Source organism: Idiomarina sp. H2 (assembly GCF_004364275.1).
Taxonomy (GTDB): domain Bacteria; phylum Pseudomonadota; class Gammaproteobacteria; order Enterobacterales; family Alteromonadaceae; genus Idiomarina; species Idiomarina loihiensis.
Map to the genome: position 1 here is coordinate 173991 of NZ_SNZY01000004.1, position 18097 is coordinate 192087.

19 protein-coding genes are annotated in these 18097 nt (G+C 46.1%); 9 read left to right on the forward strand and 10 right to left on the reverse strand.

The window, feature by feature from the left end:
* Nucleotides 1-49: 49 nt before the first annotated feature.
* Nucleotides 50-949 (reverse strand): sensor domain-containing diguanylate cyclase, encoded by a 900-nt coding sequence (locus DET62_RS06820; RefSeq protein WP_110013463.1) that lies wholly within the window; start codon nt 947-949, stop codon nt 50-52.
* A gap of 192 nt (nt 950-1141) precedes the next feature.
* Here DET62_RS06820 and DET62_RS06825 point away from each other — a divergent pair, with 192 nt between their 5' ends.
* The 3 genes from DET62_RS06825 to DET62_RS06835 all read left to right on the forward strand — a co-directional run bounded on the left by DET62_RS06825 (nt 1142) and on the right by DET62_RS06835 (nt 4334).
* On the forward strand, nt 1142-2212 hold the full coding sequence (locus DET62_RS06825; RefSeq protein ID WP_110013462.1) for a GGDEF domain-containing protein: 1071 nt from the start codon (nt 1142-1144) through the stop codon (nt 2210-2212).
* A 127-nt stretch (nt 2213-2339) separates the two neighbouring features.
* Complete coding sequence (locus DET62_RS06830; protein ID WP_110013542.1) at nt 2340-2810, forward strand: hypothetical protein; 471 nt, start codon at nt 2340-2342, stop codon at nt 2808-2810.
* An 81-nt stretch (nt 2811-2891) separates the two neighbouring features.
* A complete protein-coding gene (locus tag DET62_RS06835) occupies nt 2892-4334 on the forward strand; it encodes a diguanylate cyclase (RefSeq protein WP_110013461.1) in 1443 nt (480 codons plus the stop codon).
* On the opposite strand, the gene DET62_RS06840 is transcribed toward DET62_RS06835, so the two are convergent.
* Nucleotides 4331-4609, reverse strand: coding sequence for a peptidylprolyl isomerase (locus DET62_RS06840; protein WP_110013460.1), 279 nt, complete (start codon nt 4607-4609; stop codon nt 4331-4333). The genes DET62_RS06835 and DET62_RS06840 overlap by 4 nt on opposite strands.
* A 27-nt stretch (nt 4610-4636) precedes the next feature.
* A complete protein-coding gene (locus tag DET62_RS06845; protein WP_110013459.1) occupies nt 4637-5071 on the reverse strand; it encodes a nuclear transport factor 2 family protein in 435 nt (144 codons plus the stop codon).
* An 86-nt stretch (nt 5072-5157) separates the two neighbouring features.
* On the opposite strand from DET62_RS06845, the gene DET62_RS06850 reads away from it, so the two are divergent.
* Entirely contained in the window at nt 5158-5580 is a 423-nt protein-coding gene (locus DET62_RS06850; protein WP_110013541.1) for a secondary thiamine-phosphate synthase enzyme YjbQ, read from the forward strand.
* A gap of 135 nt (nt 5581-5715) precedes the next feature.
* Here DET62_RS06850 and DET62_RS06855 read toward each other — a convergent pair whose 3' ends face one another.
* A complete protein-coding gene (locus DET62_RS06855) occupies nt 5716-6894 on the reverse strand; it encodes an MFS transporter (protein WP_110013458.1) in 1179 nt (392 codons plus the stop codon).
* 133 nt (nt 6895-7027) lie between these two features.
* Between DET62_RS06855 and DET62_RS06860 the strand changes: the two genes are divergently transcribed.
* Both DET62_RS06860 and DET62_RS06865 read left to right on the forward strand, forming a co-directional pair.
* The gene (locus DET62_RS06860; RefSeq protein ID WP_110013457.1) at nt 7028-7474 is read left to right on the forward strand and encodes a GNAT family N-acetyltransferase; all 447 of its coding nucleotides are present in this window, start codon (nt 7028-7030) and stop codon (nt 7472-7474) included.
* A 77-nt stretch (nt 7475-7551) separates the two neighbouring features.
* Nucleotides 7552-8442, forward strand: coding sequence for a TIGR00730 family Rossman fold protein (locus DET62_RS06865; protein WP_110013456.1), 891 nt, complete (start codon nt 7552-7554; stop codon nt 8440-8442).
* Nucleotides 8443-8467: 25 nt separating this feature from the next.
* Here DET62_RS06865 and pgsW read toward each other — a convergent pair whose 3' ends face one another.
* From pgsW to pgsB, 3 genes are read right to left on the reverse strand one after another with little or no spacing between them, the layout of a single operon-like run.
* Nucleotides 8468-9619 carry a poly-gamma-glutamate system protein gene (pgsW, locus tag DET62_RS06870; protein ID WP_110013455.1) on the reverse strand — a complete coding sequence of 384 codons (1152 nt, stop codon included), beginning with the start codon at nt 9617-9619 and terminating at the stop codon, nt 8468-8470.
* 14 nt (nt 9620-9633) lie between these two features.
* Nucleotides 9634-10209, reverse strand: a complete 576-nt coding sequence (pgsC, locus tag DET62_RS06875) for a poly-gamma-glutamate biosynthesis protein PgsC (RefSeq protein ID WP_011235627.1) — start codon at nt 10207-10209, stop codon at nt 9634-9636.
* A complete protein-coding gene (gene pgsB / locus DET62_RS06880) occupies nt 10206-11411 on the reverse strand; it encodes a poly-gamma-glutamate synthase PgsB (RefSeq protein WP_011235626.1) in 1206 nt (401 codons plus the stop codon). Before pgsB ends, pgsC begins: the two co-directional genes overlap by 4 nt.
* A gap of 103 nt (nt 11412-11514) precedes the next feature.
* Between pgsB and DET62_RS06885 the strand changes: the two genes are divergently transcribed.
* A complete protein-coding gene (locus DET62_RS06885; RefSeq protein WP_110013454.1) occupies nt 11515-12009 on the forward strand; it encodes a DUF4199 domain-containing protein in 495 nt (164 codons plus the stop codon).
* On the opposite strand, the gene DET62_RS06890 is transcribed toward DET62_RS06885, so the two are convergent.
* Together DET62_RS06890 and DET62_RS06895 are read right to left on the reverse strand one after the other, a co-directional pair.
* Entirely contained in the window at nt 12006-13214 is a 1209-nt protein-coding gene (locus DET62_RS06890; protein WP_110013453.1) for an ectonucleotide pyrophosphatase/phosphodiesterase, read from the reverse strand. The two genes, DET62_RS06885 and DET62_RS06890, sit on opposite strands and share 4 nt — an antisense overlap.
* A 21-nt stretch (nt 13215-13235) precedes the next feature.
* Complete coding sequence (locus tag DET62_RS06895; RefSeq protein ID WP_034822721.1) at nt 13236-13574, reverse strand: zinc ribbon domain-containing protein YjdM; 339 nt, start codon at nt 13572-13574, stop codon at nt 13236-13238.
* Nucleotides 13575-13708: 134 nt separating this feature from the next.
* Here DET62_RS06895 and DET62_RS06900 point away from each other — a divergent pair, with 134 nt between their 5' ends.
* Nucleotides 13709-14932 (forward strand): APC family permease, encoded by a 1224-nt coding sequence (locus tag DET62_RS06900; RefSeq protein ID WP_110013452.1) that lies wholly within the window; start codon nt 13709-13711, stop codon nt 14930-14932.
* A 9-nt stretch (nt 14933-14941) separates the two neighbouring features.
* Nucleotides 14942-15889 (forward strand): alpha-L-glutamate ligase, encoded by a 948-nt coding sequence (locus DET62_RS06905; RefSeq protein WP_110013451.1) that lies wholly within the window; start codon nt 14942-14944, stop codon nt 15887-15889.
* A gap of 63 nt (nt 15890-15952) precedes the next feature.
* On the opposite strand, the gene DET62_RS06910 is transcribed toward DET62_RS06905, so the two are convergent.
* Nucleotides 15953-18088 carry a TonB-dependent receptor gene (locus DET62_RS06910; protein ID WP_110013450.1) on the reverse strand — a complete coding sequence of 712 codons (2136 nt, stop codon included), beginning with the start codon at nt 18086-18088 and terminating at the stop codon, nt 15953-15955.
* Nucleotides 18089-18097 lie beyond the last annotated feature (9 nt).

Genomic DNA, 18097 nt, shown 5'->3' on the forward strand with positions numbered 1-18097 from the left:
TTCAGCGCATCATCGTTTTAACTCGGCGGTGATGCGCTGCTTACATTTGTTATTCACTCAGTCTATTCCCGCCATCGCGTTTGGCCTGATACATAGCCTGATCGGCGTGGTTTATTAAAGCATCCACTGTGTCGCCATGTTTAGGCCACAGAGCCATTCCCATACTGGCGGTAATAACCTCTTCTCCGTGCGGAAGCATTAATGGTGTCTGCATTGCCTGACGAATTTTGTCAGCAACCGCTCGCACTATATTGACTCCTTCATCTGTTGTCGGAATAGCATCAATAAGTACCACAAACTCATCGCCACCTAGCCGCGCTACTGTGTCGGTTGCACGAATTGAAGACGCAATCCGCTCAGCAACTCCCTTAAGTAACTGGTCACCGGTTGCGTGGCCATGGGCGTCATTAATATGCTTGAATTTGTCGAGATCCAGATATAATAACCCCAAGCCGACATCGTCACGTTCAGCTCGCTTCTGCGATGTGCTCACTCGATCATAAAATAAGGCGCGGTTGGGCAGTTGAGTTAACGGGTCTGTCAGTGCCATGTGTTCTAATCGCGATATTAAAGCCTCACGTTGATGTTCTAATCGCTTTTGTTCGGAAATGTCGCGGGCAACGCCGACCCGCATCTGATCTCGTTCCGACCAACGCGCCGACCACAGCAAATAGACTATAGAGCCATCTTTACGTATATAGCGATTTTCAAAGTGAACAATCTGTTCGCCTGCGTTGATCTGTTGCGCGACAGTCAATGTTGCCTGATGGTCATCGGGGTGCATAAAGTCAAACATTGAGCGACCAATCATTTCTTCAGGTGCATAGCCGAAAACACGCGCTGAGCCTGGACTTAAATAGCTGAATTGGTGTTGCTTATTAACAACGCAAATGGCGTCTAATAGCAAGTCCATATATTTGGCTAGGTCGGCGAACGCAGTTTTATTCATTGCAAATATATGACTCGGCTGTTGTAAATATTAATATTGACATGGTTGCGCGTAAGCAAAGCCATTGTCCACTGTTTTAAGCAGGTTTTACCTGTGCGACTAATACGCTATTTTGTGTTCGTAGGTTCAGTATACACATTCCAATCTTTACAAAACCGCGCTAGCATAGAAAAAAAGCGGCTAAAAACTCTTATGAAATACTGGCGGAAATACCACCCGACTATTGGCGCTGATGATCCTCGGTATCATCAGGTATCGCTGATATATAGTGTTTTACTTATCATGCTGATTTACTTCGGTTTAATTGGCTTGCTGAATATTACGCTTTTCGATGCTGCTGATATTGCTGTTTTCGATTTCTCAGGTTTTTTGTTAGCTGCCGCTATTTATTTATACGTAAGCCGGGGCGGTAACTTTAAAGTTGCAGGTTGGGTGGTGACCGCAACCTTAATCTTTGTATTACTTGCTTTTATTCATGTAGCCGAAGGGCGGAATTATTCACTCCTGTGGGTCACTATTTTACCTCCGATAGCATTCTTTTTGCTTGGACCGAAGGCCGGCAGTTGGGTAACTGGTTCGGTATTTGCTTATTGCAGTTGGTTTTTGTATCAACTGCTTGGGCAGGGGCTGCCTGGAAACTTAAGCCTGGGTGCGTTTTTCAACTTTATTGAAGTGGCAACAGCGCAAATTTTTATATTTCGCTATTACGAAAGATCCAGACGCAGAGCCTATGAGCAACTGCAAAAAACTTCGGTAACTGATCCTCTAACTGGTATTTTTAATCGTCTGCACTTAGATAATACTTTAAAGACGCTGCTGGCCGCCTCAAAACGCGATTCACACTCTACGTCGATATTATTGCTAGATGTCGACCATTTCAAACGTATTAATGACGAATATGGGCACATAGTTGGCGATAAAGTTTTGGTCGCTATTGCTCATATCATGAAAGAGGAGACTCGCGATGGCGATCTGGTTGGTCGTTGGGGTGGTGAGGAGTTTCTGATTATTTGCCCTAAAACCGATGCGCAGCAAGCTGAACATATTGCCAACCGAATAGTAATGAAGCTTAATAACGAAGCTTTACTCGAAGATATTAGTGTTACGGTCAGTATTGGTGTCGCTACGTCACGAGCAAGTGAAAAAGAATATACGGCTGAAAAGTTGTTGCAAACGGCAGATAAAAACCTGTATCAGGCGAAAGCTGATGGGAGAAATACTGTTGTTGCGAGTTTTACCGACGTTGCCTTCGACAGTGCCTAGAACCGTATTTAATTTCATCCCGCCAGCCTTTCCATTTTGCGGCTCTTTAAAGATATTGAAAGAGTTGAGTGAAACCTCCACTTCTGTGCTATTGATTAAGGATGGAATTGAAAGCGAGAGTCGTATTATGCAACAGAAAATTTCTTATGGTTTAGTTTTTGCCTTGATGGTACTTATGGCTGGCTGTGCGTCGCCGTCTTCTTCAGTGCTTATTGGGGATGCTCGTCCGGAAATTTCAGCTGAGCAGGTAAAAGTCTATTTAGAAAAGCCAGAGAACTACGAGGAAATAGCCTTAATTGAAGCAACCAGCGATTCCTCATGGAGCTTTGGTGAGCAGGCGAAAATGGATGCCGTATTAAAGCGCCTGAAACAGGAAGCTGCAAAAGTTGGGGCGAATGGAATTTTGCTTCAAAAAACGGGTGAAAAAGAAGGTAACTCTGTTTATGTCGGCACCGGTGCCGGGAAATACTCTGGTAACTTGGGCTTAGGAGTGAGTGTGGGTAAGGCTTTTGGGTTGACTGATAAAACCGGAGAAGGCATTGCTATTTATGTGAAACCTGAAGACGAGAAAGCCGTTGAATCGGATAAAAACGATTAGAGTCAGCCCAGTTAAATTAGTGGTATAAAGACCTAAGTCAATTTATAGTGGTGACTAAATAATAATCACAACTAATGAACTATGCTAACAATCAGGACAGCCCTCAGCCGAGTCTCACTGCTACTTGTTATTGCTTTATTGCTGCCTGTTATCATAAGTAAAGTGGCCCATGGAGCTCAGCGAGAGGCGATTGATTATTGCGTAGACCCGGACTGGCTGCCTTACGAAGCTATTCGTGATGGAAAACACGTTGGTATTTCATCCGACTACTTGGCCATTCTGGCGGACAAACTCAATGTGGATTTTCGTTTAGTTCCAACTAATACCTGGTTGGAAACGTTGGAATTTCTGCAGCAAGGGAAATGCCACTTAGTACCCATACTAAACGCGTCAGAGAGTCGCTCCCAGTATCTAAAATTCAGTGAGGTATACTTTTCCGCGCCGAATGTTCTGGTATCAACCGATAATCAGCCTTTTCTACAAGATGTCGACAACATTGGCGCACGTAAACTGGGGATGCCCCGGGGCTACCGGATGGTGGAATTTCTGGAGCGCTATTATCCCGCTATAGAATTCCGTCTTATGGATAATGAAAAGGACGCTTTGATAGCGGTATCGAAAGGGGATATCGACCTTACCATTACTTCCATTTTATCTGCGAATAGTTACATCCAGTCGGCCGAGCTTAATAACTTAAAAATAGCGGGTTGGGCTCTGTTAGAAGACCGTTTAAGGGTTGGTGTTACTGAGCAATATGAACACTTGTTGCCAGCAATAAATACTGCGTTAGAAGAAATTAATGATGGCCACCGCATGGATATTTATCAGCGCTGGAGCAATGTCAAAATAGTGAACGAACCAGATTATCACTTGTTTTGGAAAGCCGCGTCAGTGACGGGCATTGTATTTGTTTTAGTGTTTATTTATTTTTTAATGTTGCGGCGAATGAACTGGAAATTACAGCAACAGAATCATGAGTTGGAAATGTTGCGTCGGCAATTGGAAGCATCCAATAAAGAACTCTCCTATTCTTCAAGCCATGATCCTCTGACTCAGCTTTATAATCGGCATCACTTTAATCAGCAGCTGCAAAGACGAGTGGAAGACCTGGGAGAAACCTGCGTGTTGATTGTCGATGTTGATCATTTTAAGCAGGTCAATGATGAGTTTGGCCACAGCGCAGGAGATGAAATTCTACGGCAATTTGCCGACGTTCTGCGTCAGGAAGTGAGAGCTACAGATGTTGTTGCCCGTTGGGGGGGAGAGGAGTTCGTTATTTTCTGTCCCCAAACCAATGTAAAAGATGCTCAATTACTATGTGAGCGTTTACTTTCCTCTGTCAGACAAAAAAGCTTTGAGCCTGTGGCTCAGTTAACTTGTAGTATAGGCGGCGCGCGCCTTGCAGAAAATGAAACCGTTAATGAATGTCTTGAGAGAGCCGATAAGGCATTATATCGGGCAAAGAATAAAGGCCGCGATACATGGTTGTGGGACGGTGAGGCAAGCACCGCCCCGGCCAGCTAACTGCGAGACAATGTCTTAATTAAGTGCCAGCCAAATTGGGTTTTGACCGGGCCATGCACTTCAAGAGTGGGCTTGCCGAACACTACTTTGTCAAAAGCAGGAACCATTTGTCCGCGGTTAAACTCGCCTAAGTCACCACCTTTTTTGCCCGATGGGCAAAGTGAATGCTTACGTGCAAGCTCAGCAAACTTTGCGCCTTTGGCCAGTTGCTCTTTTAGTTTTTCGGCTTCATCTTTCGTTTCAACTAAAATATGTAATGCGTGTGCTCTTGCCATTTCTACCCCCCGGCGTTTATATCGGTTTTATTCAGGGACTTCAGTCGCGTTCCAGTTAACAGCCTGCCAGCGACCGTCCCGTTCAATAAGAACGCCGGTATTGTAATAGTATTTTGTCACTTTTCCTTCTTCTTCGGCGGTTAGTGTGAAATTAAAAACCACCGTGTCACCAAATTGTTTTACTTCGATATCTTCGGCACCGTACCAAACCTCGACGTTTTCCGGTTTTTTGGTTTTTGAGCTTTTCACGCCGGACATAAGGTGCTCTTTATCGAAGCGATTACCGCTGGAGCTGGTATAAGTTAACTCATCTGCCCAGAAACGGTCGTGAGCTTGAGGGTCGTTAATGCTGGCGCCATAAAGAAAGCCCTCAACAGCTTTCGTTGTAGCCTCTTCTACGCTCTCTTGCGCTAAAGCCGCGCTGCTGAATAGCAAGGTAAAAACTATAATTAAGTATCGCATGGTTATTCTTCCTTTAAGTTATACTTTTATTTTCTGTATGCTGTCAGCATATGGCAAGCTTTCATAAGCGGCAAATAGGTTTACATATGCTTACTAAACAGACCGAAGTTCAGTTAAAGCCCAAAACACGAGGGTTTCACCTTATTACTCATGAAGTTGAGCAAGCTTTATCGCAACTCGGCGTGGTTAAAGTGGGGCTATTACACGTATTTATAAAGCACACATCAGCGTCCCTGACCATCAACGAAAACGCTGATCCAACAGTGCGGCAGGATTTTGAAAGCCACTTTAATGAAATGGTACCGGAGAATGCGCCCTATTACCGGCATACATTTGAAGGTTCTGACGACATGCCCGCGCATTTAAAGTCCAGTATTCTGGGAAGTAGCGTGACGGTTCCGGTTACCGAAGGTGGTCTGAATATGGGAACATGGCAAGGTATATACCTATGTGAACATAGAGATCATGGTGGCGCCCGTACTTTAGTTTTGACATTGCAGGGTGAGTGAGGGGTAGCGAGTACTCACTTAGCCAAACCTGGCAATAAGAAAAATAAGAGCTAAAGCAGCAATTACCCCGACAATGGTGAAAATGCCGTGTTTGTAGATACGCTGGTCTTTCCGTTCTGTCGTCATGTCTTTTCTCTATGCTGATAATTTACGCATTGCCCATAAACCAATAACGGGGCCGGGCAGTAAAAGCCAGGTTACCCATTCATTATGTATAGACCACAAATTGCTGGTTAGCCATATTGCCGGTAGTGTTAAAGAAAAGCCAATGGCATTCATTATAGCCAGTGCCGAGCCAATATTCTCCTTTGGCGCAAACTGGGCGGCTAGTGCCGAAAATTGTGGGGAGTCGGCGATAACAGTCAGTCCCCACAGTAGTAATAAAGCGAAAATAAACCCTGCCGGAAGCGCTGTCATTAAAGGGTATAGTAAGCAAATAGCACCGGAACTGAATAAAGCCAGTCGGGCAACGCGTAAACCGCCTATTTTTTTACTCATGATACCGCCGCCAATGCAGCCCAGGCTACCAATAGCAATAATGCTAAAGGCCAGCCAGGGCACTGTGCCTAACGGCACGTTGAGAGTCGCTAATGGGTGCAATACCAACAAGGGTGTCAGCATCCAAAAGGCGTAGAGTTCCCAGGCATGACCAAAGTAGCCTATTGCTATGGCGCGAAACTTAGGTTGGGTTAATGCGCGTAATCCGGAACGTAACGTGTGGGGTGTCGCTACGCTAGGTAAATGAGGCCCACTACCAAGCCAGCCCACTAATAAACCGCCAAGCAATGCCAGTATTGACGAAGTTAAAAGAGGAATTTCCCAGGAAAAGTCCAGAGTAATGCCACGCATAAGATGTGGTAGCGCTGTTCCGAGCGTTAGCATGGCTAATAACCAGGAAAGGGCACTGCCAGCGTAGCGTGGAACCCAGGATATCACCAGTTTCATTCCCATTGGGTAAATTCCTGCCAGGCAAAGTCCGGTTAAGAAACGTAATAGCCAGCCGAGAGTTGAGTGATCAATTGCAACAATAAATAGGGCATTAACCAGCGCACCGGCAATGCTCGAGAGTAAAAATATCTGACTGGCTCGGTAACGATCAGCAAAACCGGTTAACGCCAGCGTTAGAGTTCCGATAATAAAGCCCAGCTGCACAGCCAGGGTATAAGCGCCTAAGTCTGCTTCGTTAAGGTGATGCTCTGCCGATAAAGGAAGCCAGACACCGTTAATGCTGAACCACAAGGACGTGCCCAGTAATTGAGAGAGAATAATCAAGGGTAAAGCGAGTTGCTGGTGCAGTTTGGTATTGCTTAGCATGGCGCCGTTAGTTGCATCTTTTAGGAGGTCATTTTTTATTTGCCTTACATTACCTTAGTTAGTGAACTAACGCGACGTTAGGTTTTCTTCTGTGCTAATTTACGTTGGAAACCCATTGTTAAAACGAAGAGCGATGTTAAAGAAAGCTGAAATCAATGAGTTAAAAGTGGCGCTGACCTGGCCCGAGAATGCCGCCGAGTTCCGACTGTGGTTTGGCGATAAAGTTCGGTATGGCAGTCCGGCTGAGGCCATCTGGCAACAGATTAAAGGTAACGAACGCGGGAGTTTTGCGTTTTACCAGAATGAAGAGCTGGTTGGTTTTGCCCAGGCTTATGAAAAAGTCGAGAACGGTATTCACATAGCCTGCCTTATTGTTAACCCGAAAGTGAGAGGCAAAGGACTGGGCCGGTTGTTTGTAAAAGCCTTACTGGGAAATGCCTGGGCGCAGCAGCAAACGCGGTTTATTACGTTGAATGTATACCCCGAAAATACGCCGGCGCGGTCACTCTATAAAAGCCTTGGCTTTCACGAAGCCGGAGAGAATAGCGGTATGGTTGCTATGCGGCTGGAGAAAGAATAATTCAAAAGGCTTTGCCTTGTATTTAAGATAAACTAGCCGCTATTGATTGCCATTAAATTCATGTATACGGACTTCCCATGACAGAAAATGAATTACATCGACGCCGCTTAATTTCAGCAAAGCAGTCTGAAGAATCTATCGCAAAAATAGAAGGACAAAGTTCGTATAAGCTGGCATTTGCCGATCATGATTTTTTACTTCAGGACGATTTGCGTGCGGTACGTTTGCAACTGGAATATTTAAAGCCTCAGTTAACTCTGGAAAAGCATCAAATAGACGCAACCATCGTTGTCTTCGGTAGTGCTCGATTCTTATCGCCTGAACAGGCGCAGCACGATGCTCGTATGGCCGAGCAGGCGTTAGAAGAAGAACCAGATAATGACAGCTTAAAAGGTAACTTAAAGCGCGCCCAGCGGGCATTAAAAAATAGTGCTTACTATCAGCAGGCAATGGACTTTTCACGTATTGCGACTGAACACAACCTTAAGCACGATGAAGAAAACCTGATGATTGTCAGTGGTGGTGGCCCCGGCATCATGGAAGCTGCGAACCGAGGAGCGATGGAAGCCGGAGGAGAAAGTATTGGTCTGAATATTGTACTGCCTCATGAGCAACGTCCAAACCCATATATAACGCCTGAATACTGCTTCCAGTTTCACTATTTTGCCATTCGAAAAATGCACTTTCTGCAACGAGCTCGTGCGTTAGTTGCTTTTCCTGGTGGCTTCGGAACGCTCGACGAGTTATTCGAAACCTTAACCTTGGTACAAACCAAAAAGTCTGAGCCAGTTCCTATTGTTTTGGTGGGCTCTGAATTTTGGCGTCGGGCAATCGATTTCGATTTGCTGGTAGAAGAAGGCACTATTGCAGAATGCGACTTAGATTTGTTCCAGATTGTGGATAGTGCAGAAGACGCTTGGCAGGCTATTTGTCATTGTTATGACTTAAAGAACGGGAGCAAAGGTTAACCTGCTCCCGTTGTGATTGGTTTTATTAAACCATCGGTTTCGTGCTCTTACCGCTTTCGCCGGTTCGGCGCCACAAGCTAGTGATGCGTGCAGAGCGGACGATAAGCCAGGTCATGGCGAATAAACCAAGGCCTAAACCAAGTGCTAACCAGCGGTTATAAACGGTTGCTGAATAGATACCGCCATTGCCAACGGGCACAACTTCTTGTGGCATTAACGGAAGGCCATGTCGTGTGGCCATATCTTTAATGCCACTAAAGTGAATACCCGGAATATCTTCTTGCAGGAAATAGCCCATGATGGTGTCGACAGCAAAAGCTCTGGAAGGAGCGTCCCTCTGAAGACCAGACTTGAACATATCGTCAATGCCGGGAGGGCCTACTATAGTCGCGCCACCACCAACATTTATGAAGGCTTTGTATTGACGATCGGTTGAATATTCACGAAATATGGCAATACGGTCAGCTACCGCTTCCTGGTAGCTAGCAGGATCAATAAAGTTGATACCGGCTCTTTCTATGGTATTTCGTATTGAGGTAATGCCCTCTTCAGGAATACCAATACCCCGATCTTCAATACCTCCAATGGAAGCGTAAACGGGTTTAAGATTGATGACACCGGCTTCGCGGAGTTCTCGCTCCATATCAAGCCATAGAAAGTTGGGTACGTTTCCGCCCCACTGCGAGGATGATGCGGAAGCGATAATAATCGCTTCTGCTCCCATCGCTTCGATAGCTGAATAGACGGCCAGGTTCATTGCCGGAAAGGAGCCTGATACCGTAACTGCAACTAAATCTCCTTCCTGCACACCAGCATCTGCCATTAATTTGACCGCGACCGCTGCCCAGTTAGGGTTAACAGTGGTTTGTTTGGATTCGCGACTACCATGGTTAGTGGTAACAATGCTGTTTTCCAAACCAACCATGCCAGAGCGTTGGGGGTCGAACTCCGGGTTAATTGGAGCCAGTTTTGCGCGTAACGGTTTAAGAACCTGCATACCTTCACGCATTATTTTTGACGCATTAACCATGGTTGCGTAATTGTCATCAACGACGGGATCGCGTTGTTTTATATTTTCCGCAGAAACCATAACGATTACTGACAGTACGATAAGAAAAATAAGTCCCCAGGTTGGTACGCCCGACGAACGCCAATAAATCTTTGTAAAACTACTCATGATTCGTCCTCCTGTTACCAGCCTGGCATCTGAAATGCTTGGCTTGCTTCGTACATTTGTAATGATTCCGGCATAATGATGATAAGTGCCAAGCGGACCAGTACCGCAGTTACTGCGAGTCCGCATAAGGTCTGCAGTACGCCTTGCCGATCAAACCAAATAGCGATAAGCCCGGGAATAATGTAGCCGACGATGCTACTTTCCATAATCGACATCATAAAGCTAGATTCAAGAGTGGCAACTTGAGCCTGTGCATCACCACCGCCTGCTATCATTTGCAAATCTACCCAGTTAACAATGTTACCAAGGAATAAATCCATCAAGCCGGCAATGAGATAACCGGTAAGAATCATGATAATGGTTTGGCGACGCCCATAAATAATAGCGAAGCTGGCAATAACTCTGACAATTAGATAGGTAATAAGCGCCGCAACAAGCGTGATAGCCAAGCTTAGAGGATCAGTCAGTTGCAATGCAACATAACCCGGAACAACCAAGCCGCCAGCGGCTAAACCTAATGTTTGTGTGAGTAACAAAGTAAAAAATAAACCGACACCAATGGCAACGGCAAGAATGTTTAATGCAATCATAAATCTTCCTCCTTGATTGCCCGGTTCTGGAAGAAACGAGCGACTTCTTCGCCACCTCCGTGAATGTTGCACATACCGACAACTAATGCGCTGCTGCCGGATTCTTCTAAAATAGTTTCGGTAATTTCGGTCATCTCAGCATTTTCCATAACAAGTAGCTTTTCGGGGTCAAGGCCGTATTTCACGGCATTACGGACGAAAATAAAGGTTCCTGAGCCCATCAGCAGATATTTATCTGCCGGACTCCATTTGACGATGTCTTCGGCCATTTGCTGAGAGCGGTGTGGGCGGTCAGCCCTGCAGTTGATCAAAACAATTTTACGTCGTTCTTCGCCATGTTTTTCCAGCATATTTTCCCAAATGCGTCCTGTAGACTCAGGGTCATTGGCTGCAAAGGCGTTGACGAATACAATTTCGCGCTTGAAGTAGTTAACGTGAAGAACCTGCATGGCACCCGCTTCCGGCTCTAATGCAACCATGCCATCCAGAGCTTTCTCCCGGTCAACACCAAGGTGCTGGCAGACATTCAGAGCTAAAGCAACATTTTCGGCGTGCTCTGCGTAACGGAAACGCTTCATGGTGTCATCGGTAATAGCGTTAACTTCGTCCTCGGTTACGCCATGCAGTTCACTTTTACGGTCGTTACATGAATGTTTAAACACATCCAGTAAGTCGCGTTCTGCGGTGAATAAGTCGCCTTTTAGTGGGGTGCTACCTGCCAGAGCTAAGGCGACATCGTTCTCACCGGGGCCCATAACATCTAAATGGTCGGCACGGGCATTGGTAATAACACCAACAGTTGAGCGAACCATTCGCAATTCACTCAAAGACTGATACTGAGGCTGCAGTGCCATACATTCCATAACCACAATTTCAGGCTTTAATGCTGCCATTCTTTTGAGTGTGCGCATTTGTTCAATAATATTTGCACCGCTTATTCGGTAAATAGGAAATTCGCGACCATCCGGGTCGGTAATAGCTGCTGCAGAACCAGTTGTTTTAGCACAAATGCGTTTACCACCACTGCGTAATCCTGCCGCAATTAACCGGGTAACGCTGGTTTTTCCCCGAGTACCATTTACATGGACTCGCACTGGAATTTTACGGACAAGTGCCCAATGGCGAACGGCCTCAAAAGCGCCGGCTATGACCAGAACAACCCACAGTGCAGCTACGATAGCGAGCATGCTGGGTATTTCCACGGGAATCCTCCTGAATTAATTCGTTTAAAACGGGACTATAATTACAGACTATCCCTTAATAGTGCTATTGTTTTTAGGGATCTTTACAAAAGGGTAATCCAGAATGCTTAAAACACGAACAACAGAAATAAAGTGGGGCGTTATTTTTATTATAGCCAGTATGTTGTGGGTATTAATAGCAAGGCTAATTGGTCTTCATGACAATTACATTGCTTACCATTCAACTTACTCGAACTTCTTTGCACTTATTGCTATCGGCATTTATGTATTAGCGCTTAGAGAAAAACGAGAAAAAGATCTTAACGGATCAATGACCTGGAAACAGGGATTCATCAGTGGCCTGATTATAGCCATTGTAGTGGCTATTTTAACGCCGATTAGCCAGTGGATAACGCACGTTATTATTTCACCTAATTATTTTGAAAATGTTAGTAACTTTGCTGTTAATGAAGGTGGAATGGATGCAGAGCAAGCGGAAGTTTATTTTACTTTAGGTAGCTATATTATTCAGTCAATGCTCTTTGCCCTTGTTGTCGGAACTATTACTGCAGCAATAGTTGCGATATTTATGAAAACACCGCAACTTGACGATAATTAATTCGCTTTTAAGATTGGCCGGAGTACGTCAGCCCGGCCATCAATTTCGGTGAGCAGCTCTAAATTGAGTAATTCTGCCAGCATTGGGTATATATGGATGTTCTCAAAACGCTCAATTTGCTGGCCACGATGAAAACCGGTTCCGGCTGCAACAAAAAAGCCGTCCATATCGCGGGTGCCGTAATACCCGTGAGTGCCGCCGTCTGACCACTGATCACGCGGCCGTGTAGCGAAGCTGGTAGGAGCATCCGTTGCTAAAACAATGGCAGGAACCCGTGGGCTATTCACGAAATGCCGCTGAGCCAACGCTGCTTCCGATTCTGTATAAAAGGGGGCATCAGCCATTTGGTTCAGGCGTTGTCGGAGTGAGTCCACTTGCTTGTCCGAAGTCTCCTCATTTGCGTAAATAAGCAGTCGAGTTTGTGCATTCACAACGTTAAAAAGCTCTTCATCAATATTCAGCTCATTAACATCAATCATCTTGTTGGCCTTTATCGGCGCCATGCCGTGGTCAGAAACCAGAACCAGATTAACCGGCGCATCCACTTCCGTTTGCATTCGCTGCCATAACTCGCCAATAAGCTTATCAACGTGCTGAACTGCACCTTTCACTTGTTTAGCGCCCGGGCCAAACCGATGACCCATTGTGTCAACGACAGAAAAATAGCCAGTAACCAGTCTTGGACGCGCTTTCTCCGGTAACTTTAACCATTCAATAATTTGGTCTACTCGTTGGCTATTAGGAACCGGTGTACTGTAATGATAGAAGTAACTGGGCGTCCGGCCATTAATGCGGGCATCAGACTCAGGCCAGAAAAAGGTCGCCGCTTTTACGCCCTGAAATTCGGCAAGGTTCCATAGGGGTAAAGCGGTAATCCAGCTACTGTCCTCTAAGCCGTCGCCCATGCTGTACTTTTGCTGGCGTTCGGTATCGTAAAAATTATTATCCACCAGGCCGTGATTAGTGGGATAACGGCCGGTGATAATAGATAGATGATTTGGGAATGTCTTTGACGGATAAACAGGAATAAGCCCTTTACTGCGCACACCGCTTTTAGCTAATTCTGCAATGTTTTTGGCGTCATGTTTTTCAATATAGTCGTGACGAAAGCCATCAATTGAAATAAGCACCACAGTTTGTTCATTACTTTTCCCGAAAGTAAATGACGAAAAAAGAACAAGGCAGACAGCTAAAAGCGTTCTCATAGTAATTTCCGGTATCCGATTTTAGACCTTTTTAACAAATTCAGATTTCAGTTTCATTGCACCAATACCATCAATTTTACAGTCGATGTCATGGTCACCATCAATTAAACGGATATTCTTAACTTTGGTACCGACTTTAACGACCGATGATGAACCTTTAATTTTAAGATCTTTAATGACAGTGACAGTATCGCCGTCTTCCAGTGGTGCACCGTTGGCATCGCGAAAAGTGGGTGCATCGTCAGTTGTTTCTGGCTCGTTTTCAGACCATTCGTGTCCGCATTCAGGACAAACTAATAAGGTACCATCGTGGTAGGTGAAGCTTGATTTACACTCAGGGCAGGCTGGGAAGTCGCTCATGTCAGATCCTTTTGAGGAGATGAAAGCGTGCGATTATAGCTCTTAAAGTGGTCTTGTCACATCCATTTCATCTTTTACCCTGTAAGATAATAGAGAAGTGACTGAATCACCAACGAAAGAAAAAAGGGCAACCTATGAGTCAACAACTCGTGCGTTCCACCTCGCTGGCCGGAGCTATAGTTTTAGGGCTGGGTTCCATTTTAGGTACCGGTGCGTTCGTTAGTGTGGGTATTGGTGCGGATATTGCCGGTGGTGCCGTTTTATGGGCCATTCTCATTGCGGCAGTAACGGCTTTATGCAATGGCCTGTCTTCGGCTCAGTTAGCTTCCGCACATTCAGTAAGCGGCGGCACCTATGAATATGGTTATCGGTTTTTGAACCCGGCTTATGGCGTAACGGCGGGTAGCTTGTTCGTAGTAGCAAAAAGTGCGTCAGCGGCAACCGCTGCGCTGGCGGTAGGCTGGTATGTGACGAATGTCACGGCAATACCTGAATATTTAGCACAGTGGATAGCCGCCGCAGTATTGGTGCTATTTACGTTATTAGTACTGGGGGGCGTTAAGCGCACAAACTGGGTTAATGCAGCCATTGTTACGGTGAGCATAGTGGCTCTGCTGGCTTTTATTATTACAGGTCATCAACAAACCGCCGTTGTTGTTGAGCGGGCTTTGGTCGAGTGGTGGCACGTTTTGCAGGCGGCAGCTCTGCTTTTTGTTGCCTACACAGGTTACGGACGTATTGCCACTATGGGGGAAGAGGTACAAAATCCGCGTCAGGTTATTCCGCTGGCCGTTATTTTAACTCTGGCGGTTGTGACGCTTCTGTATTTGGGCGTTGGTAGCGCTCTCTTGCATTTTCCCAGCATAGCGGACTTTCAGGCTGAGCACTTCTCTTTGGCGAGTTTGCTGCCGAGCGGACCTGTACGATGGTTGGTGACTCTTGGTGCGGTGGTTGCTATGGGCGGGGTTATCCTGAACTTAATTTTGGGAGTATCGCGGGTGGTTCTTGCTATGGGGCGTCGCGCCGACTTACCCATGCGCTTTGCTAATTTAAACGACCAGCAAACCTCGGCGCCATCGGCAACCTGGTTAACTTGTGTTGTCATGCTGGTGCTGGTCGCAATTGGTGATATAAAGACCGCATGGTCGTTCAGTGCCTTCACGGTTTTAGTGTATTATGGCATCACGAATTTAGCGGCATTGAAGGTCACAAAAAGTGATCGTTTTGTGCCTAAATGGGTATCCATACTAGGTTTAGTCAGTTGTCTTGGACTGGCCGTTTTTGTTCCCTGGCAGGTATTGTTGTCAGGGCTTATTTTTATTGTCGTAGTTCTGCTGATACATCAGCTGAGACGCTAAGAGGTAACCATGCGAGATATTGTTATTCTGCACGAAAATGAAGAGTGGCTGGTGCCACTAAGAGCAGAGTTTGAGAAACGCGGTGTGCAAGCCAAAGAATGGTTCCTGGATACGGGGGTTATACCTTTTTCCGAGCTTCCGGAAGATGCGGTTTACTATAATCGTATGAGTGCCTCCTCGCATACAAGAGGACATCGTTTTGCACCGGAGCTGACTCGCATGGCGTTAACCTGGTTGGAAAACAGTAATAGAACCGTGGTTAATGGTACCCGGGTGCTGGCGCTGGAGGTGTGTAAGCTGTCGCAGTATGCGGCATTACAAAAAGCCGGCCTTAACGTGCCTAAAACACAGGCTGTGGTGGGGAAAGAGCTGCTGACCGAGGCCGCTGAGAAATTTGCCGAGTGGCCATTGATTTTAAAACCTAACCGCGGTGGTAAAGGCTTAGGTGTTATTAAGTTTGATGATGTTGCTGGCTTAAAGAGCTACATAAACAGCGATGATTATGAAGAGCCGTTAGATGGCATCTGGCTGTTACAGGAATACATTAAGCCAAAGCAGCCGCATATTACCCGCAGTGAGTTTGTCGGACAGAAATTTGTTTATGCGGTTAATGTTAATACTGAGCAAGGCTTTGAGTTATGCCCGGCCGATGTGTGCAGTGTGGATGATGCGTTTTGCCCAACCAGTGAAGCGCCTGCTGATGACAATCAGCCTAATAAATTCACTATTACGCAGCGCTTTAATGACCATGAAATTATTTTTGCGCTGGAAGCATTTTTGAAGGCCAATGATATTGATGTGGCCGGTATTGAATTTATTGAGGACGCAAAAGGCGAGCTGTACGTTTACGATGTAAACACCAACACCAATTATAATCAAAGCGCAGAACGCGAAGCGGGTGTTAAAAAAACGGGTATGGGTGCGTTAGCGGATTACCTGATCAGCTTAGCTCAATAAGCTAAACCAAAAAAATGGCCCCATAAGAATGGGGCCATAACAAATCCAGGGAGGGATTGGTTTTTAGAAAGTGTATTCCACACCTAAAGAGGCTGTTTGAGGTTTGTTCGGACGCGCACCATGTGGTGAGCGAGCAACAATCTTCTGTTGATCAAACAAGTTCTCAACTTTGAAATAAACCGCCATGTTGTTGTCGACTTCATAACGACTGACAAAGTCGGTCACAAACAGTGATTCGGTTTTGTTAAAACGGCTGTTGTCGCGGTTACAGCCAACAGAGACGCACATTTCGTCAATGTATTTGCCGACCACATAGTTTACCCAGCCTTTGTTGTTATCTAGCGCAACGCGAACACTGAAGGTATTCTGCGGAATGTCATTCAGTTCATCGCCGTCCATCAAACCTGTCACCGCGTTGTCCTGACTGATTTCACCTTTTGTATAGGTGTAAGCCAAATCAACTGGCATAAGGAACTGACCAAGCTCAAAGGTATTGCTCGCCTGTAATTCCAGACCGGCTACCGTTGATTCACCCAGCACATAAGAGCCCGACTCAGCGCCATTGTCACATGGGTTAGCAATTGAACACTGCTGTGTGGTATCGCTAAAGTCGCTGTAGAAACCAATGGCTTCCGCAAAGAAAGAACCTTGATTAAAACGAACACCGGCTTCGTAGTTGTTACTGGTTTCTGACTCCTGAAAGTCTTTCGCACCGCCGCCTAAAGGCGAAAAGCCTTTATGAGCGCCTGCCAGTACCTGCCAGTTATCATTCACGTCATAAGTGAAGGAAACGCCCGGTAACCATTCGTCGCTGTCGTTTGAACGTGTGCTGTCCAGTTGCTCGCGAGCCGTGTCAGCAAACTGGTAACGATAAGACTCAACGTCTTCATAACGCAGTGCAAAGTGGACGTTAAGGTCTTCGGTTGCCTGCCACTGGTCTGTCAGCCAGAAGCTGACTGCATCAGCGCCTTCCAGACGGTTGTTACCGCCAGTAGGCATAACTTCAGCCTGGTATACAAGGCTGCCGTTAACCTGATCATAAATTTCAACCGGCTGGAAACGGTCCATTTCGTCGCTGTGGTCACGAACACCCACTTCCAGGTTATGAGTCCCTAAAGCAAACTGAGCATTAGCTTCAATGCCTTTAGATTCATAAGCTCGGTTGTTGTTTTTGTAGTTCAGACCGGCTTCATCCTGAGTGCCTTGCAAAATAGCTAATGCATCGGCGTCACCGCTGTTAGCCGCACTGACGTATGCATTACCGCCATCCAGTTTGAACCAGTTGCGAGCATAGTCGTTGTAGTAGCTTAAAATATTAAAAGTCAGATTATCAGTCGCTTCAAACGCATAGTTTAAGCTGTAGCCTTTGTGGGAGTTATCCATCTGATCAATTTCAGAAAGGCCATAACGGCGGTTTTCATCCTGAGCGAAATCGGCATCGGTCAAACCGAGATAAGTTTCGTTCGAGACTTCTTCTGAATATTGAACTTTGGCCAACAGGCTCTGGCGCTCGCCAGTCCACTGAAGTTTTGCAACATAGTCTTCAATATCAAAACCGGCGTCGCGGCTGCTGCGGTCAATTTCTTTGAAGCCGTCGCTGCTGCGTTGAACGGTTTCTAATAAAAAGCCCCATTGATCTTCAGTGCCACCAACATGAGCATGAATATCACGGCTGCTGTTTTCGCCAAACTGAGTCAGAACTTGTCCGCCAAAGTCTTCTGGAATAGGTGTTGTTACCAGGTTTAAAACGCCGCCGGTTGTCTGTGGGCCGTAACGCAGTAAAGGAGCGCCTTTTAATACTTCAACGGATGACATACGGAAGGTAGTCGGGAAGTAGTAGGCCGCCGGGTTTGAATAAGGTGCCGGGGCCATCATAACGCCGTCTTCCAGCAAAGTGACCTTACTGACACGCCCTGCTGTCGCAGCGCGAATACCGATATTAGGACGCAGGCCTTCGCCATCTTCTTCACGGACATAAACACCCGGGATGGTTTTCATTAACTGGTTAATGTCGCTAGGAACCTCAATGCGCATCTGTTCTTCGTCAATAACAGCGCTGGAGCCGGCAACATTGCGGGCATCTGTTTTACTGCCAATAATTTTGATTTGCTCGATATCAGTATCGCCGACGGCATTATTGGCCATAGCAGGAGCTGCAAGAGCGGTCAGTATGGTGCTGGCTAAGATCGTTTTCTTCATAACGGACTC

What these genes read in the sequence shown, in the direction of transcription:
- DET62_RS06820 (WP_110013463.1), bottom strand. Translation starts at nt 949, where the DNA reads ATGAATAAAACTGCGTTCGCCGACCTAGCCAAATATATGGACTTGCTA.
- DET62_RS06825 (WP_110013462.1), top strand. Translation starts at nt 1,142, where the DNA reads ATGAAATACTGGCGGAAATACCACCCGACTATTGGCGCTGATGATCCT.
- DET62_RS06830 (WP_110013542.1), top strand. Translation starts at nt 2,340, where the DNA reads ATGCAACAGAAAATTTCTTATGGTTTAGTTTTTGCCTTGATGGTACTT.
- DET62_RS06835 (WP_110013461.1), top strand. Translation starts at nt 2,892, where the DNA reads ATGCTAACAATCAGGACAGCCCTCAGCCGAGTCTCACTGCTACTTGTT.
- DET62_RS06840 (WP_110013460.1), bottom strand. Translation starts at nt 4,609, where the DNA reads ATGGCAAGAGCACACGCATTACATATTTTAGTTGAAACGAAAGATGAA.
- DET62_RS06845 (WP_110013459.1), bottom strand. Translation starts at nt 5,071, where the DNA reads ATGCGATACTTAATTATAGTTTTTACCTTGCTATTCAGCAGCGCGGCT.
- DET62_RS06850 (WP_110013541.1), top strand. Translation starts at nt 5,158, where the DNA reads ATGCTTACTAAACAGACCGAAGTTCAGTTAAAGCCCAAAACACGAGGG.
- DET62_RS06855 (WP_110013458.1), bottom strand. Translation starts at nt 6,894, where the DNA reads ATGCTAAGCAATACCAAACTGCACCAGCAACTCGCTTTACCCTTGATT.
- DET62_RS06860 (WP_110013457.1), top strand. Translation starts at nt 7,028, where the DNA reads ATGTTAAAGAAAGCTGAAATCAATGAGTTAAAAGTGGCGCTGACCTGG.
- DET62_RS06865 (WP_110013456.1), top strand. Translation starts at nt 7,552, where the DNA reads ATGACAGAAAATGAATTACATCGACGCCGCTTAATTTCAGCAAAGCAG.
- pgsW (WP_110013455.1), bottom strand. Translation starts at nt 9,619, where the DNA reads ATGAGTAGTTTTACAAAGATTTATTGGCGTTCGTCGGGCGTACCAACC.
- pgsC (WP_011235627.1), bottom strand. Translation starts at nt 10,209, where the DNA reads ATGATTGCATTAAACATTCTTGCCGTTGCCATTGGTGTCGGTTTATTT.
- DET62_RS06885 (WP_110013454.1), top strand. Translation starts at nt 11,515, where the DNA reads ATGCTTAAAACACGAACAACAGAAATAAAGTGGGGCGTTATTTTTATT.
- DET62_RS06890 (WP_110013453.1), bottom strand. Translation starts at nt 13,214, where the DNA reads ATGAGAACGCTTTTAGCTGTCTGCCTTGTTCTTTTTTCGTCATTTACT.
- DET62_RS06895 (WP_034822721.1), bottom strand. Translation starts at nt 13,574, where the DNA reads ATGAGCGACTTCCCAGCCTGCCCTGAGTGTAAATCAAGCTTCACCTAC.
- DET62_RS06900 (WP_110013452.1), top strand. Translation starts at nt 13,709, where the DNA reads ATGAGTCAACAACTCGTGCGTTCCACCTCGCTGGCCGGAGCTATAGTT.
- DET62_RS06905 (WP_110013451.1), top strand. Translation starts at nt 14,942, where the DNA reads ATGCGAGATATTGTTATTCTGCACGAAAATGAAGAGTGGCTGGTGCCA.
- DET62_RS06910 (WP_110013450.1), bottom strand. Translation starts at nt 18,088, where the DNA reads ATGAAGAAAACGATCTTAGCCAGCACCATACTGACCGCTCTTGCAGCT.